We start from the raw sequence: 16,004 nt of genomic DNA on the forward strand, positions 1-16,004 counted from the left end.
TCGCATGTTAATCCAGACCTATTACTTACTTGGCCGCATTGGCCCGTAGGCGCTCCACTGGGGGGCGACGGTAAAAACAAGAGGAGTGACTGGCATGATCCATCACGTAGTGGGGCTCTTCACCCACCCTGACCAGGAATGGAAAGAAATCCGTGGCGACCAGGAGGAAAGCATCAGCCACATGTACCTGACCCACACGCTGATTCTGGCGGCGATTCCCGCCGTATCGGCATTCATCGGCACCACGCAGGTCGGCTGGGTCATCGGCAATCGTGCCCCCGTGATGCTGACGATGGAAAGCGCACTCTGGATGTCGATCATGTCTTACGTGGCGATGCTCGGCGGCGTTGCGGTCATGGGGGCGTTCATCCACTGGATGGCCCGCACCTATGACGCCAACCCAAGCCTGGCCCGCTGCGTCGCGTTTGCGACCTATACCGCGACACCGCTGTTCATTGGCGGCCTGGCGGCGCTGTATCCACACTTGTGGCTGGGGATGATCATCGGCACCGCGGCAATTTGCTACACCGTGTATCTGCTCTATGTCGGGTTACCGACCTTCATGAACATTCCAACTGACGAGGGATTCCTGTTTTCCAGCTCGGTGCTCGCCGTAGGCCTGGTGGTGCTGGTGGCCATCATGGCGTTTACCGTGATTGTCTGGGGACTCGGCGTGGGGCCGGTCTATACCAACTAGCAACTCACCACCCAAAAAACAGATCTGCCGACACAGGCCGCCGCAAGGCGGCCTTTTACTGCTTGAGCAACAGGAACGGCTACGACCATTCGGCACTTCGGCGATTCGCAAGGCCCGAGGGTTGCGGCATACTCGACGTCTCTGGAGATCCATCAAGCATGCCCGAGCAACTCAATACCCGCGTCGAAGACTGTTTCCAACAAGCCGAATCCTTTTTCAAACGACCTTTCAAGCGCCCCGTGGTGAGCCTCAAGCTGCGCGGGCAAAAAGCCGGCGTCGCGCATTTGCATGAGAACCTGCTGCGCTTCAACCCGCAGTTGTACCGGGAAAACACCGAAGATTTCCTCAAGCAGACCGTGGCACACGAGGTCGCCCACCTGATCGCCCATCAACTGTTCGGCGACCGCATCCAACCCCACGGCGAGGAATGGCAACTGATCATGCGCGGCGTATACGAACTGCCGCCCAATCGCTGCCACACCTACGACGTCAAACGCCGCAGCGTGACGCGTTACATCTACCGATGCCCGTGCCCGGACAGCGATTTCCCGTTTTCGGCCCAGCGTCATGGCCTGGTAAGGCAGGGGCGGCGGTATTTGTGTCGGCGCTGTCGCAGCACGTTGGTGTTCAGTGGCGAGATGCGGGTCGAGTAGATGGATTTCCTGTGTTTGTGCCGGCCTCTTCGCGAGCAAGCCCGTTCCCACAGGGGATCTTCATTGCGACATAGATCCATTGTGGGAGCGGGCTTGCTCGCGAAGGCGGCGTAATGGACGCTAGAGAATCACCTTGGCACGCCGCAACTCATCGACCCGCTCAGGGCTGAACCCCAACTCCGCCAACACCTGATCCGTGTGCGCCCCCAGCGCCGCGCCGATATGCCGGGGCGGCGGCAACCCCTGTGAAAACTTCAAAGGGCACGCCATCTGCGCCTGACTCGACCCGTCGCCACGCGGCACCTGGGTCACCACCTCTCGCGCCCGCAACTGCGGATGCGCCACCGCTTCCCCAAGGCTCAATACCGGCTCGACGCAGGCATCCAGCTCGGCGAACAGCGCCGACAATTCGGCAAAGTCATGTTTCTCGAATTCGACCTTCAGCGCCTCCTTGAGCTTTTTCTGCTGTGCCGGTTGCGGCGAAAGGCCGAGGCTTGCCAGTTCTTCCAGCCCCAACGCCACACACAACGACTTCATGAAGCCCGGCTCCAGGCTGCCCACCGATAACCAGCGACCATCGCGCGAGCGGTAGTAATCGTAGAAGCTCCCGCCATTGAGCACCTGGTCTTCTCGCCCCGGCTCGACGCCACAGGCCAGGTAGCCGGCCCCGGCCATGGCATTCAGGCTGAATGCGCAATCGGTCATGCTCACATCCAGGTACTGTCCCTGGCCGGTTTGCTGCCGGGCGATCACCGCCGCCAGCAGGCCGATCACCCCGTGCAGCGAACCACCGGCGACGTCTGCCACCTGCGCGCCCAGCGGCAGCGGCCCGCTGTCGGCGCGGCCGGTGTAACTCGCCAACCCCGCCAGCGCCAGGTAATTGATGTCGTGGCCGGCGCGATCCTTATAGGGACCGGTCTGCCCGTAGCCGGTGATCGACACGTAAATGAGCCTCGGGTTGATCGCCTTCAAGGCCTCATAGCCCAGGCCCAGGCGCTCCATGACGCCGGGGCGAAACTGCTCCAGCACGATGTCGTGGTCCTGGAGCAACTGCTTGATCACCGCCAGTGCCTGCGGCTGCTTGAGGTCCAGGGCCAGGCTGCGCTTGTTGCGATTGAGGTAGGCATGACTGGCCGACACACCCTGATCATGCGGCGGCAGCACGCGCGCCAGGTCCATGCGGGTCGGCGATTCGATGCGCAGCACCTCGGCGCCCATGTCCGCCAGCAACAACGAGGCGAACGGCCCCGGCAGCAGTGTCGAAAAATCCAGAACCTTGAGTGATGCCAGTGGACCGTGCATGAGCGTTCTCCCTAGACGATGCCCCAGCCTAGGCAGCCAGGCGCTTTGCAGCAATCACCTTATGCGCCACATGCAATGACCGTTTGGCTCAAATCCCGGGCAAGAAAAAACCCGCCGCAGCGGGTTTTTCAGTACAACGAGACTTACTTGGCGTTTGTCGGGGTTACCACTTCGGCATGACCCAGGACATCGTCTTTAGGCTCGTCAGCGATACCGCGACCGCCGGAAGCCAGTTCGGCGTGCAACACGTCGGTGTCCAGTTCCTTGACCCACTTGGCCACGACCAGGGTGGCCACGGCATTACCGATCAGGTTGGTCAGGGCACGGGCTTCGGACATGAAGCGGTCGATACCGAGGATCAGCGCCAGGCCGGCAACCGGCAGGTGGCCGACAGCGGACAAGGTCGCGGCCAGTACGATGAAGCCCGAACCGGTCACGCCCGCAGCGCCTTTGGAGGACAGCAGCAACACCACCAGCAGGGTGATCTGGTGCGTGATGTCCATGTGGGCGTCAGTGGCCTGGGCAATGAACACGGCCGCCATGGTCAGGTAGATCGCGGTGCCGTCGAGGTTGAACGAGTAACCGGTCGGGATCACCAGGCCCACGACGGATTTCTGTGCACCCAGGCGTTCCATCTTGATCAGCATGCGTGGCAGCACCGATTCCGAGGAGGAGGTGCCCAGCACGATCAGCAGTTCTTCACGGATGTAGCGGATCACTTTCAGCACGCTGAAACCGTGGGCGCGAGCAATACCGCCCAGCACGATCAGGATGAACAGCACACAGGTGATGTAGAAGCAGGCCATCAGTTGACCCAGTTGCACCAGCGAGCCGACACCGTAGGCACCGATGGTGAAGGCCATGGCACCGAAGGCACCGATGGGCGCGAGCTTCATGATCATGTTGATGATGTTGAACATCACGTGGGCGAAACGATCGATGAAGTCCAGCAGCGGCTTGCCATAGGCACCCAGGCGATGCAGGGCGAAACCGAAGATCACCGAGAACATCAGCACTTGCAGGATGTCGCCCGTGGCGAATGCGCCGACGATGGTGCTCGGGATGACGTTGAGCAGGAAGCCGACGACGCTTTGATCGGCACCGGCCGCCACGTAGGTCGCCACTTTGGAGGCGTCCAGGGTGCTGACATCGATGTGCATGCCGGCACCCGGCTGCACGATGTTGACCACGACCAGACCTACAATCAGCGCGATGGTCGACACGATTTCGAAGTACAGCAGTGCGTAGCCGCCGGTCTTGCCGACCGACTTCATGTCCTGCATGCCAGCGATGCCGCTGACGACGGTGCAGAAAATGATCGGGGCGATGATCATTTTGATCAGTTTGATGAACCCGTCACCCAGCGGCTTGACGGCCACGCCGAGCTGCGGATAGTAGTGACCGAGCAAGATACCGATGACAATTGCAACGATCACCTGGAAATACAGGGATTTGTACAGTGGCTGACGAGTCGTCATTGCAAAGTTCCTCAAGAGTGCGCGGGGACAACATCCATCTGTTGCCCACGACACCTCATTTGCGAACCCTCCTGCACTGGAGGGATTTGTTTTTTCGAGCTGCGCGGCGGCAAGCATCTGCCGGTTGTATCGCAAAGCCCGTGCCACCTTGCGCGAATCCCCGGCAAGCCTTTTGATATCAAGGGATGCGGGTTTTTCTTCGACAGCAACCCCTTGCGACTCAGTGGCGGATTTCCGCCCATTGCTCAAGACCGGTCCTGCAAATTGGCGGATATCCGCCTTGTTCACTGATTGAAACCGCGGCTACCATCCGTCGCTCAATGGATGGATTTGCCTGTCATGCGCGAACGCACCATCGCCAGTCATTTCGCCCGTGCCGCCCTGCGGGGTGCGCAACGGCAGGGCTACGACTATTCGGGCCTGTTACAGCAGTTGGGGATCAGCCCCGAGCTGCTCGACGAGCCACGGGCGCGCATCGCGCCGGAGCAGTTCACCCAACTGATCCAGGCACTGTGGCTGGCGTTGGGCGACGAATACCTGGGATTCGGACACGCTGCGAGCAAACCGGGCAGCTTCGCGATGATGTGCCATGCCGTGATCCACAGCCGCAATCTGGAGAGGGCGCTCAACCGCGGCTTATTGTTTTATAGCCTATTCCCCGGCGCCCCGCGCCTGACGCTGACGCGCGAAGACGAAATGATTCGCCTGAGCCTGGACGATTCGTCGCTGTGGGACCCGGACCATTTTCTCAGCGAATACCTGCTGGTGATCTGGCATCGGTTCGGCAGTTGGCTGATCGGCCAGCGCATCCGCCTGGAGCAGGCCTCGTTCAGCTACCCGCGACCGGAACACGGGGCCGAATACGATTTGCTGTTCTCTTGCCCGCTCGGTTTTTCCACATCAACGAGCACCACAGCGCAGAGCAGTCTGCTGTTTCACGGTCGTTATCTTGCGATGCCGCTGCTGCAGGACGAACGCACCCTCAAGCATTACCTTGAGCGCTCGCCTGCGGACCTGCTGTCAAAACCGGATGACGGCCACAGCCTGAGCAGCCGGTTGCGGCGCTTGCTCAGTCGCGACAGTTCACACTGGCCGGACCTGGAAGCCGTGGCCGCGCACCTGCACATCAGCCCGCAGACGCTGCGTCGGCATCTGCGCGAAGAAGGCACCAGTTTCCAGGAATTGAAGGACCAGCTGCGCCGCGACATTGCGATCTACCACCTGAGCCGCAACGACCTGCCCTTGCAGCAGATCGCCGAGGCGCTGGGGTTTTCCGAACCGTCTGCGTTTCATCGGGCGTTCAAGAAGTGGACGGGGCTGACGCCGGGGGCTTATCGGGCGCAGGAGCAGTGAGATTTGCGGTGGGTTGACTGGCCCTTTCACGAGCAAGCCCGCTCCCACATGGGTTTTGTGTACGACACAGACTCCATGTGGGAGCGGGCTTGCTCGCGAAGAGGCCAGTGAAACCACAATCCCTTCAGGATCAAACCACCGCAAACAGAATCCTGAACGCCGCACCGCCCATGGGTGAATCGCCCAGGGTCAGTCTGGCGTTGTAGCTTTCGATGATGTCCTTGACCACCGCCAGGCCAATGCCCTGCCCCGGATGCTGGCGGTCCAGGCGTTCGCCGCGCTGCAGGATGCGCGCACGCTGGTCGGGCGGTACACCGGGGCCATCGTCCTCGACGCACAACTCGATACCGCTCAGTGTCTGCCGCACGCTGACGCGCACTTCGCCCAGGCACAGGCGGTAAGCGTTCTCCAGCAGGTTACCCATCATTTCCAGCAAGGCGCCCTGCTCGATCGGCACATGACACTCGTCAGGCACATCCAGCGCCACCCGCACGCGCTTGTCGCGGTAGACCTTGTCCAGCGTGTCGCACAGGCTTTGCACCACCGGACGCAGGCGCACCTGATGACGCACCAGACCGCTTTTACGCAGGCTGGCGCGTTGCAATTGGTAGCTGATCTGCTGGCTCATGCGTTCGATCTGGGTTTGCAGCACCCATGCCTGATCCCGGTCTTCGGGGCGTTGCGCCATGTCCTCGCTGACCCCTTGCAGCACCGCCAGCGGGGTTTTCAGGCTGTGTGCCAGGTCGTCTAGGGAATCACGGTAGCGGCTGCGCTGCTCGCGCTCGCTGTACAACAAGCGGTTCAGCGAGCCGGTCAGGCGCAACAGCTCGCGGGGGTGTTGCTCGCTGAGGCTTTCGCGGGCGCCACTTTCAATTTCGTCCAGTTCCTGGCTGAGCCGGCGCAACGCCTGCAAGCCCCAGGTCAGGCCGATCCACAGCAACGCCAGCAGCACCAGCAAGGCCGCGCCGAAACCCAGATAGAGATTTTCCCGCAGGCCTTCGACGGTCTGCTCGTACTCGCGAACCGGTTGCAGCGCGACGATGCTGAATGCCGCGCTTTTGCCGCCCAGCAACTTGACCTCGACGTCATAGACGAAGAACTCCTGGCCATTGGCTTCGCTGATCCTGGCGAACTCGTTGCCACGCCCGTCATACCGCGGCTGGTAATTGATGTTTTCTTCCTGGGTGGCCTTGGAACGCCAGACCAGGTGACCTTCACGGTCGTAGATGTAACCGAGCAATCGGCTGTCGGTGAGATTGAATCGTTCGTCGGGTAATTGCGCCGGCATCTGCAGGCGGTTGTTCTCCACCCGGGCGGCGGAGATCAATGTCGTCACGTCGGACGCCAGGCGCTGCTCGATGGAATCCTGCAACGCCAGGCTGAACGCGCCCTGCATCGCGGGCAACAGCGCCAGCATGAACAACACCGCCAGGAGGGTGGCGGCGAGCATCAGGCGTACACGAAGCGAACGAATCAAGTGCAGCGCTCATTGAACAGGTAGCCGAGGCCGCGAACCGTATCGATCGGCTTGAACCCGGCCGGCCCCTCGAGCTTGCGCCGCAGGCGGCCGACCAGCACTTCGATCACGTTCGGATCACGCTCGTCGTCATCCGGATACAACTGTTCCATCAAGCGATCCTTGGCCACCACTTGCTGGTGATGGCGCATCAGGTATTCGAGGATGCGGTATTCGTAGGCCGTCAGCGCCAGCGGCTGGTCGTCGAGGGCTGCCTGCTTGCGATTGAGGTCGAGGACCAGCGGCCCGGCGACGATGGTCGACTGGGTGAAACCGCTGGAGCGGCGCAATAACGCATTGAGCCGGGCATCGAGCTCTTCGAACTGGAACGGCTTGACCACATAATCGTCGGCCCCGGCGGCGAGGCCTTCAACCTTGTCCTGCCAGTTGCCGCGTGCGGTGAGGATCAGGATCGGAAAGGCCTTGCCCCGCGAGCGCAGCTGACGGATCAGGTCCAGGCCACTCATGCCCGGCAGGCCGAGGTCGATCACCGCCAGGTCATGGTTGAACTGCTCGGTCTGGTACAACGCCTCTTCGGCATTGGCCACGGACTCGACCACATGGCCGCTTTCCGTCAGGCGGGTTTGCAGGTGATGGCGCAACAGCGCTTCATCTTCGACGACCAGCAATTTCATAACGCTCTCCTGCACATCAACAGCTCCAGAGGCACGACTCTGCATCAAGGGGGCGCGCATTGCGCTGGCGGGTATCACGACGGGCGGCTGACACCCGTTAAATCGTAACGGCCCATGAGGTCCTCTTGACGAAGTCTAATGCCATTGTGCGAGACCGACACGTTGTCGTATGTGGCGTAATAATCATTCTGGCTGCCTGGTCGGGCCAGTTGCGCCCCCCAGGCACTTTCATTGCCGACCACAGCGACGACATTGGAACAGTTCAGCACACCGGACTTTTTGACCTTGTTGCTGGTCTGTCCAGAAGTAACCCTGGTGAAGTGATCGTTGGAAGCATGGGCGGCGGCACTCACGCCCAGGACGGTGAACGCCAGAAGCAGTTGTTTAAAGCCGGTCATCGGGAGTTTCCTCATGCGCGGTTCGCGTTTTGGTAGCGGCAAGGTTAATCACCCCGCCCTGAACTCCCCCTGAACGCATTCTGAACCTAAGCTGAATCGACCCGATTCAACAGTTCCGATGAATTTCGACAGGAGATTGACCATGCGCCTTTACCTCGCTTGCCTCTTGCTGGCCTTGAGCGGACTCAGCCAGGCCGCCATCAAGACCCAGGAAATCCCCTACCAGAGCGCCGACGGTACGAAACTGATCGGTTATTACGCCTACGACGACGCGATCAAGGGCCCGCGCCCCGGTGTCGTGGTGGTGCATGAATGGTGGGGGCTCAATGACTACACCAAACGCCGCGCCCGCGACCTCGCCGGCCTTGGCTACAGCGCGCTGGCCATCGACATGTATGGCGGTGGCAAGAACACCGAGCATCCCAAGGACGCCATGGCGTTCATGCAGGCCGCGATCAAAGACAGCGCCGCGTCCAGCGCACGCTTTCAGGCCGGGCTCGACGTGTTGAAGAAGCAGCCGCAAACCGACCCGAACAAGGTCGCCGCGATCGGTTACTGCTTCGGCGGCGCCGTCGTGCTCAATGCCGCGCGCCAGGGTGTGCCGCTGGCCGGCGTGGTCAGTTTCCACGGTGCCCTGGCGACCAATTCGCCTGCCCGGCCCGGCAGCGTGAAAGCCAAAATCCTGGTCGAGCACGGCGCGCTGGACAGCATGGTGACGCCGGAAAACGTCGCCGCCTTCAAGGCCGAGATGGACAAGGCCGGCGCCGACTACCAGTTCGTCAGCCTCGAAGGCGCCAAGCACGGCTTCAGCAATCCTGACGCCGACCGCTTGAGCCACGGCGATCATGGCGGGCCGGACATTGGCTACAACAAAGCGGCGGATGAATCGTCGTGGGCGGATATGCAGGCGTTTTTCAAGAAGATATTCAGCTGATCAACCGTGGCGCGGCCTTCGTGAGCCTGCTCGCGAACGGCTGCGCCGCCGATCCGCACCTTTGCACTACCCAGCATCAAGGCAACCCGGCAAAATGCCCGACATGACTTCCCTCCCCGCCCTGCCCGCCTGCTGCACGCCCCTCGATGCCCACTGGCCGCTGCCGTTTGTGTTGCCGCAGACGGTGCTGTTGAGTACCCACTTCGATACCTCCCGACTGCTCAGCGACGATTTCCAGCGCAGCGCCATCGAAGCGCCCGCCAGCATCCAGCGCTCCGTCGCCAAGCGTCAGGCGGAATTTCTCGCCGGACGCATTTGCGCACGAGCCGCTTTGCAGCAACTGGAAGGCCTGAGCTTCAGCCCGGCCATCGGCGAGGACCGGGCGCCTGTGTGGCCGGCGCATATCACCGGTTCGATTACCCACAGCACCGGCCGTGCGGCAGCCATTGTCGCGAACAAAAGCCATTGGCGCGGGTTGGGCATGGACCTGGAAAACCTGCTCAACGCCGAACGCGCCGAACGACTGGCCGGGGAAATCCTCACCCCGCCCGAATTGCGGCGCATGGCTGCGGGCCGTCGCGAGCATCTGGCGCTGCTGGTGACCCTGACCTTTTCGGTGAAAGAAAGCCTGTTCAAGGCGCTCTATCCGATCGTCCGGCAACGTTTCTACTTTGAACACGCCGAAGTGCTGGAGTGGACCGAGGCCGGCGAAGTGCGGTTGCGGTTGCTGACCGACCTGTCCAGTGAATGGCGCAACGGCACAGAGCTGGAGGCGCAGTTCGGGGTCAAGGAGGGGCAGTTGTTGAGTCTGGTCAGTATCAGGGCCTGAAGCCCTTCGGTGCCTGTCATGGCCTCTTCGCGGGCAAGCCCGCTTCCACAGGTTTGGTGTCGCTCACAAAACTGTGGGAGCGGGCTTGCCCGCGATGAGGCCCCAAAGACAACACACTATTTCAACGCTTCTCCTGATTCCTCGGCCAGCTCAAACTGAAGCAAGCCCCGCCCAGACTTTTGCTCTTGCCGATCAACGCCCGCCCGTCATGCCAATGGATAATGCGCCGGACAATCGACAACCCCAGGCCATGCCCACCGGATGCGCGGGTGCGGCTGTCATCGAGGCGCAGGAACGGGGTGAAGATTTTCTCCCAGGCGATCTCCGGCACGCCCGGCCCGTCATCCTCGACATCCACCCGGCAGCGCTGTTGTCCCACCTGATAGCTGATCGTCACCCGTGATTGCGCGTGGCGCATGGCGTTGCTGACCAGGTTCTGCAGCGCGCGATGCAGGTAGCGCGGCTCGGCTTCGACCCAGGCGTCGTCACAATCGGCGGCCGACAGGCACAAGCCCCGCTGCACCGTGACATCGGCGCGCAACGGTGCCAGCTCCTCGATCACCTGATTGACCAGCGCGTCCAGGTCGATGCGTTGAAAAATCAGGGCCGGCGAACCTTGCTCCAGTCGCGCATAGGTCAGCATCTCGTCCACCAGGCGGTCGAGGTCCTCGATGTCGTGGTCCATGCCCTCGCAGTATTTTTCCAGGGCTTGCGGGGTGGTGGCCGAGCCGATCATTTCCAGGCCAAAGCGCAGGCGCGCCACCGGTGTGCGCAACTCGTGGGACACCGCGCGCACCAGTTCACGCTGGATCGCCAACAGTTGTTGCAGGTGTTCGGCCATGCCGTTGAACGCCGACGCCAGGCGTCCCACGGAGTCCGCACCTCGGGTCGGCACCCGCGTTTCCAGGCTGCCCTTGGCGATGCGCGTGGCCGCCGCCTCCAGGCCGCGCAGGCGGCGCTCCAACTGGCGCACCAGTAAATAGACGATCAGCCCGATCAGGGTCAGGCCCAGCGCGGCGATCAGCACCAGCCATTCCGGCGGATAGGGATTCATCTGATACAACGGGCCGATCTCCAGCACCCACGGCGTGCCGACCATGCCGGCGAACACCCGGATCGAATCACCGCCCTTGCCCAGCGCCATCACCGTGTCGCCTTCCGACACCCGACGACTCTGGTCCTCGTCCATGTCGGCGTCTTCCACCGTGACCAGCCGCAAGTCAAAGCCAAAGCCCTTGTCCTGCTTCAATTGCGCCAGGCGCACCGGTTGCTCGCCCACCGGGTAGCGCACCAATTCGTCGGCCAGCAAATAAATGGTCGCCCGGGCCAATTGCTCGCTGATCTGCTGGACTTCCCCGGTGAGCACCAACTGTTCCTTGTCGCTGACCAGGCGGTAAACCTTCGCCGCATGCGGGCCGGTCTGTTCCACCAGTGCCTGGCCGCGCAGCACGCGGGTGCGCTGGGTGAGGTCGAGGTCGGTCTCGTTGAAGGTTTTCAGCGCCAGCGGAATCCCCAGCAGCCGCTCCCACACCAATAGCGAACGGTGGCGTTCGGTCGGGTTCATCGGTTGCAGGTTGTCGGCCATCAGCGAAAACGTGCCGTGGGCCAGACGTTCACGGTACTGCTCGCTGCGCACCTGATTGAGCATGTGCAAGGCCAGCACACCGAGCACCGCCACCAGAATCAGCGCGGCGCACATGCCACCGTAAATGCGCAGGAAGATCGAGTTCACAGGGACGGGTCTACGCAGGCCTCGGGCACGAACAGATAGCCTTTGCTGCGGATGGTCTTGATCAGCCGCGGGTGCTCCGGGTCATCGCCGATTTTCGGGCGGATGCGCGATATGCGCACGTCGATGGAGCGATCCTGGCCGTCATAGCCAATACCGCGCAACGCGGTGAAAATTTCTTCCCGGGACAGAATGCGCCCGGCGTTGGCCACCAGCAGCCAGAGCAAATCAAACTCGGCGCTGGTCAGTTCGATTCCGTTGTCGTGCAACCAGGCTTCACGCAATGCGTTGTCCACCACCAGCGGGCCGAATTGCAGCCGGCGTTGTTTTTCCGGGGCGACCTCCGGGGCTTCACTGCGTCGCAGCAACGCCTGGATGCGCGCCAGCAGCAAGCGTGGGCGCACCGGCTTGCACACGTAGTCGTCGGCGCCCAGGTCCAGTCCGAGAATCTGGTCGGTGTCGTCGGTGCGCGCGGTGAGCATCAGGATCGGCCCCTCATAGCGGTCGCGAACCTTGCGGCAGATGCTCAGGCCATCTTCACCAGGGAGCATCAAATCGAGGATCACCAGGTCCGGCTGTTCCTTGAGAATACGCGCCGCCGCCAGGGCGCCATTGCCCTCGATCGACACACGCAGGCCATTGGCTTCCAGGTAATCGCGGGTCAGTTCGGCCAGACGCTGGTCGTCCTCCACAATCAGTACCTGCCAGGCTTGTTGCTCCACGGGTGACCTCTACTTGCCAAGAACGCTAATAAGGAAGGATCTGCCCGTCTTTTTGTAATGTTTTGAGAGGTTAAATCTCCTACGGGCTGGCCGATTGTATAAACGTCGCCCGCACAGAACACAAGCCGCTAAATGCGTTCGGCCAGGGCGGTTTTTTGTGATAGGGTTCGCGCCCTTAAAAATCTGCCCGGCCGTTTTCGATCGTTGAAAATCGATGAAAAAAAGCGCGGTCCAGCAGCATCGCGGCCTACACGCCGATTCGCTCTTTCACACACAATTTACGCACAGGTTTATCCACAGGTAGTACGTTGCAATCCCCCCCTAAAACGCATTATCTTGTAGCCCAGCGCAAAAAAAACCCTAGATGTAGGGTTTTACGCAAAAAACCAAACACAAACCGGACACCAATTTCAAGCGCTTTTCTTGCCTCTGTCCGGTTGAACCAAACGTATTTTCAAAAGACCAAACCGCGCACGCGGATGGCTACTGTATTTCGGCCCAAAGCGGTGGAAACGGTACGGGTGTTGCAGTCCCAACTGTCACCTCAAAGGACCAGGGTTTCAGGCCTCATGGCGTGCGACCAAAGACTTCGGCATGGAAGCGGCGCCCAATAGCACCCTTCCTACTGTCCCGAAGTTGTTATGCCCGGCCTTCGCCGGTTGTAGTGCTTCAGGACGGAACGGTGGGCACCGTTAAGGTGCCCAAACAAACATAGAGAACGTGGAGACACCCATGCAAACCGACACAACTCGCGAGAACCCGCAGGGCGCCTTGCCGCAGGCCGCTGATTCGACTTCGGATCTGTCCGCCACCGCGCCTGGCCAGCTGCGCGTGATCAAGCGTAACGGCACTGTCGTTCCTTACACCGATGACAAGATCACCGTCGCCATCACCAAAGCGTTCCTCGCAGTTGAGGGCGGCACCGCTGCCGCTTCGTCGCGAATCCACGACACCGTTGCCCGCCTGACCGAACAAGTCACTGCAACCTTCAAGCGTCGCATGCCATCGGGCGGCACCATCCACATCGAAGAAATCCAGGACCAGGTCGAACTGGCCCTGATGCGTGCCGGCGAGCAGAAAGTCGCTCGCGACTACGTGATCTACCGTGACGCTCGTTCCAAGGAACGCGCAGCCCACGCACCGGCCGAGGAAGCGGTCAACGCTCATCCGTCGATCCGCATCACCCGCGCCGATGGCACCTTTGCTCCGCTGGACATGGGTCGCCTGAACACCATCGTCACCGAAGCGTGCGAAGGCCTGGAAGAGGTCGACGGCGACCTGATCCAGCGCGAAACCCTGAAGAACCTGTACGACGGCGTGGCCCTGACCGACGTCAACACCGCGCTGGTGATGACCGCCCGTACCCTGGTTGAGCGCGAGCCCAACTACTCGTTCGTGACCGCCCGCCTGCTGATGGACACCCTGCGTGCCGAAGGCCTGGGCTTCCTCGGCGTCGCCGAGAGCGCCACTCACCACGAAATGGTCGAGCTGTATGCCAAGGCCTTGCCTGCCTACATCGCCAAGGGTATCGAATTCGAATTGCTGAACCCGGTCCTGGCCGACTTCGACCTGGAAAAACTGGGCAAGGCGATCAACCACGAGCGCGACCAGCAGTTCACCTACCTGGGCCTGCAAACCCTGTACGACCGTTATTTCATCCACAAGGATGGCGTGCGTTTCGAACTGCCGCAGATCTTCTTCATGCGCGTGGCCATGGGCCTGGCGATCGAAGAGAAGCAGAAAGAAGACCGTGCGATCGAGTTCTACAACCTGCTGTCGTCCTTCGACTACATGTCGTCGACCCCGACCCTGTTCAACGCCGGTACCCTGCGTCCACAGCTGTCGAGCTGCTACCTGACCACCGTGCCGGATGACCTGTCGGGCATCTACCACGCGATCCACGACAACGCCATGTTGTCGAAATTCGCCGGCGGCCTGGGCAACGACTGGACCCCGGTGCGTGCGCTGGGTTCGTACATCAAGGGCACCAACGGCAAGTCCCAGGGCGTCGTACCGTTCCTGAAAGTGGTGAACGACACTGCCGTTGCCGTCAACCAGGGTGGCAAGCGCAAGGGCGCTGTCTGTGCCTACCTGGAAACCTGGCACATGGACATCGAAGAGTTCATCGAGCTGCGCAAGAACACCGGTGATGACCGTCGTCGTACCCACGACATGAACACTGCCAACTGGATCCCTGACCTGTTCATGAAGCGTGTCTTCGATGACGGCAAGTGGACCCTGTTCTCGCCATCCGAAGTACCGGACCTGCACGACCTGACCGGCAAGGCCTTCGAAGAGCGCTACGAGTACTACGAAGCCCTGACCGAGTACCCGGGCAAGGTCAAGCTGTTCAAGACCATACAGGCCAAAGACCTGTGGCGTAAAATGCTGTCCATGCTGTTCGAAACCGGCCACCCGTGGCTGACCTTCAAGGACCCGTGCAACCTGCGCAGCCCGCAGCAGCACGTCGGCGTGGTCCACAGCTCGAACCTGTGCACCGAGATCACCTTGAACACCAACAAGGACGAGATCGCCGTTTGCAACCTGGGCTCGATCAACCTGCCGAACCACATCGTCAACGGCAAGCTGGACACCGCCAAGCTGGAGCGCACCGTCAACACCGCCGTACGCATGCTCGATAACGTGATCGACATCAACTACTACTCGGTGCCGCAAGCGAAGAACTCCAACTTCAAGCACCGTCCGGTCGGCCTGGGCATCATGGGCTTCCAGGACGCGCTGTACCTGCAACACATCCCTTACGGTTCCGACGCTGCCGTCGAGTTCGCCGACAAGTCGATGGAAGCGGTCAGCTACTACGCGATCCAGGCTTCCTGCGACCTGGCGGACGAGCGTGGCGCCTACGAGACGTTCCAGGGTTCGCTGTGGTCCAAAGGCATCCTGCCGCTGGATTCGCAACAGATCCTGATCGAAGCCCGTGGCCAGAAGTACATCGACGTTGACCTGAACGAAACCCTGGACTGGGCACCGGTGCGCGCCCGTGTGCAGAAAGGTATTCGTAACTCCAACATCATGGCCATCGCACCGACCGCAACCATCGCCAACATCACCGGCGTGTCGCAGTCGATCGAACCGACCTACCAGAACCTCTATGTGAAATCGAACCTGTCGGGCGAATTCACCGTGATCAACCCGTACCTGGTTCGCGACCTCAAGGCGCGCGGCCTGTGGGACTCGGTGATGATCAACGACCTGAAGTACTACGACGGTTCCGTGCAGCAGATCGAGCGCATCCCGCAAGAACTCAAGGAGCTCTACGCGACTGCCTTCGAAGTGGACACCAAGTGGATCGTCGATGCGGCAAGCCGTCGCCAGAAGTGGATCGACCAGGCTCAGTCGCTGAACCTGTACATCGCTGGCGCTTCGGGCAAGAAGCTGGACGTGACCTACCGCATGGCCTGGTACCGTGGCCTGAAAACCACTTACTACCTCCGTGCCCTGGCCGCGACCAGCACCGAGAAGTCGACCATCAACACCGGCAAGCTGAACGCTGTTTCCAGCGGCGGCAACCACGGTGACGATTCGGTCCTGGCAGCACCGGCCGGCCCTGCTCCAGTGCCGAAGGCCTGCGCCATCGACGAGCCGGATTGCGAAGCTTGCCAATAAGCTGAGCCGGTAGGCGCTGAAAGGCGCTTACTTGAAACCCCCGATCAATCCTCTGGATGGGTCGGGGGTTTTCTTTTGCCCCCTCAAATCAAGAGATCGCAGCCTCGTTTCACTCGACAGCTCCTACCTTG

12 protein-coding genes and 1 pseudogene are annotated in these 16,004 nt (G+C 61.3%); 6 read left to right on the forward strand and 7 right to left on the reverse strand.

Annotated features, from left to right (window positions below):
• The first annotated feature begins 94 nt into the window (after positions 1–94).
• Positions 95–697 carry a Yip1 family protein gene (locus F8N66_RS25850; protein WP_150772838.1) on the forward strand — a complete coding sequence of 201 codons (603 nt, stop codon included), beginning with the start codon at positions 95–97 and terminating at the stop codon, positions 695–697.
• 158 nt (positions 698–855) lie between these two features.
• Positions 856–1,350, forward strand: a complete 495-nt coding sequence (locus tag F8N66_RS25855; protein WP_030131101.1) for a SprT family zinc-dependent metalloprotease — start codon at positions 856–858, stop codon at positions 1,348–1,350.
• 120 nt (positions 1,351–1,470) lie between these two features.
• Here F8N66_RS25855 and F8N66_RS25860 read toward each other — a convergent pair whose 3' ends face one another.
• The gene (locus F8N66_RS25860; RefSeq protein ID WP_150772839.1) at positions 1,471–2,652 is read right to left on the reverse strand and encodes a CaiB/BaiF CoA transferase family protein; all 1,182 of its coding nucleotides are present in this window, start codon (positions 2,650–2,652) and stop codon (positions 1,471–1,473) included.
• A gap of 143 nt (positions 2,653–2,795) precedes the next feature.
• Entirely contained in the window at positions 2,796–4,130 is a 1,335-nt protein-coding gene (locus F8N66_RS25865; protein ID WP_150772840.1) for a dicarboxylate/amino acid:cation symporter, read from the reverse strand.
• 339 nt (positions 4,131–4,469) lie between these two features.
• On the opposite strand from F8N66_RS25865, the gene F8N66_RS25870 reads away from it, so the two are divergent.
• Positions 4,470–5,483: an AraC family transcriptional regulator gene (locus tag F8N66_RS25870; RefSeq protein WP_150772841.1), complete on the forward strand. Its 1,014-nt coding sequence runs from the start codon at positions 4,470–4,472 to the stop codon at positions 5,481–5,483.
• A gap of 130 nt (positions 5,484–5,613) precedes the next feature.
• Here the strand turns inward: F8N66_RS25870 and F8N66_RS25875 are convergent, their stop codons facing one another.
• The 3 genes and pseudogenes from F8N66_RS25875 to F8N66_RS25885 all read right to left on the reverse strand — a co-directional run.
• Entirely contained in the window at positions 5,614–6,960 is a 1,347-nt protein-coding gene (locus tag F8N66_RS25875; protein WP_150772842.1) for an ATP-binding protein, read from the reverse strand.
• Positions 6,957–7,634, reverse strand: coding sequence for a response regulator transcription factor (locus F8N66_RS25880; RefSeq protein WP_150772843.1), 678 nt, complete (start codon positions 7,632–7,634; stop codon positions 6,957–6,959). The genes F8N66_RS25875 and F8N66_RS25880 overlap by 4 nt, the downstream gene beginning before the upstream one ends.
• 98 nt (positions 7,635–7,732) lie before the next feature.
• A pseudogene (locus F8N66_RS25885) lies at positions 7,733–8,032 on the reverse strand (hypothetical protein); the annotation flags it as partial.
• 142 nt (positions 8,033–8,174) lie between these two features.
• On the opposite strand from F8N66_RS25885, the gene F8N66_RS25890 reads away from it, so the two are divergent.
• Both F8N66_RS25890 and F8N66_RS25895 read left to right on the forward strand, forming a co-directional pair.
• Complete coding sequence (locus tag F8N66_RS25890; protein WP_150772845.1) at positions 8,175–8,966, forward strand: dienelactone hydrolase family protein; 792 nt, start codon at positions 8,175–8,177, stop codon at positions 8,964–8,966.
• Positions 8,967–9,069: 103 nt separating this feature from the next.
• Positions 9,070–9,795 (forward strand): 4'-phosphopantetheinyl transferase family protein, encoded by a 726-nt coding sequence (locus tag F8N66_RS25895; protein ID WP_224790520.1) that lies wholly within the window; start codon positions 9,070–9,072, stop codon positions 9,793–9,795.
• Between the two features lie 121 nt (positions 9,796–9,916).
• On the opposite strand, the gene F8N66_RS25900 is transcribed toward F8N66_RS25895, so the two are convergent.
• Together F8N66_RS25900 and F8N66_RS25905 are read right to left on the reverse strand one after the other, a co-directional pair.
• On the reverse strand, positions 9,917–11,527 hold the full coding sequence (locus tag F8N66_RS25900) for an ATP-binding protein (protein ID WP_150772847.1): 1,611 nt from the start codon (positions 11,525–11,527) through the stop codon (positions 9,917–9,919).
• Complete coding sequence (locus F8N66_RS25905) at positions 11,524–12,246, reverse strand: response regulator (RefSeq protein WP_150772848.1); 723 nt, start codon at positions 12,244–12,246, stop codon at positions 11,524–11,526. The genes F8N66_RS25900 and F8N66_RS25905 overlap by 4 nt, the downstream gene beginning before the upstream one ends.
• Positions 12,247–12,978: 732 nt before the next feature.
• Here F8N66_RS25905 and F8N66_RS25910 point away from each other — a divergent pair.
• Entirely contained in the window at positions 12,979–15,873 is a 2,895-nt protein-coding gene (locus F8N66_RS25910) for a ribonucleoside-diphosphate reductase subunit alpha (RefSeq protein ID WP_150772849.1), read from the forward strand.
• Positions 15,874–16,004 lie beyond the last annotated feature (131 nt).

It is taken from the genome of Pseudomonas fluorescens (genome assembly GCF_902498195.1).
Taxonomy (GTDB): Bacteria; Pseudomonadota; Gammaproteobacteria; order Pseudomonadales; family Pseudomonadaceae; genus Aquipseudomonas; species Aquipseudomonas fluorescens_BU.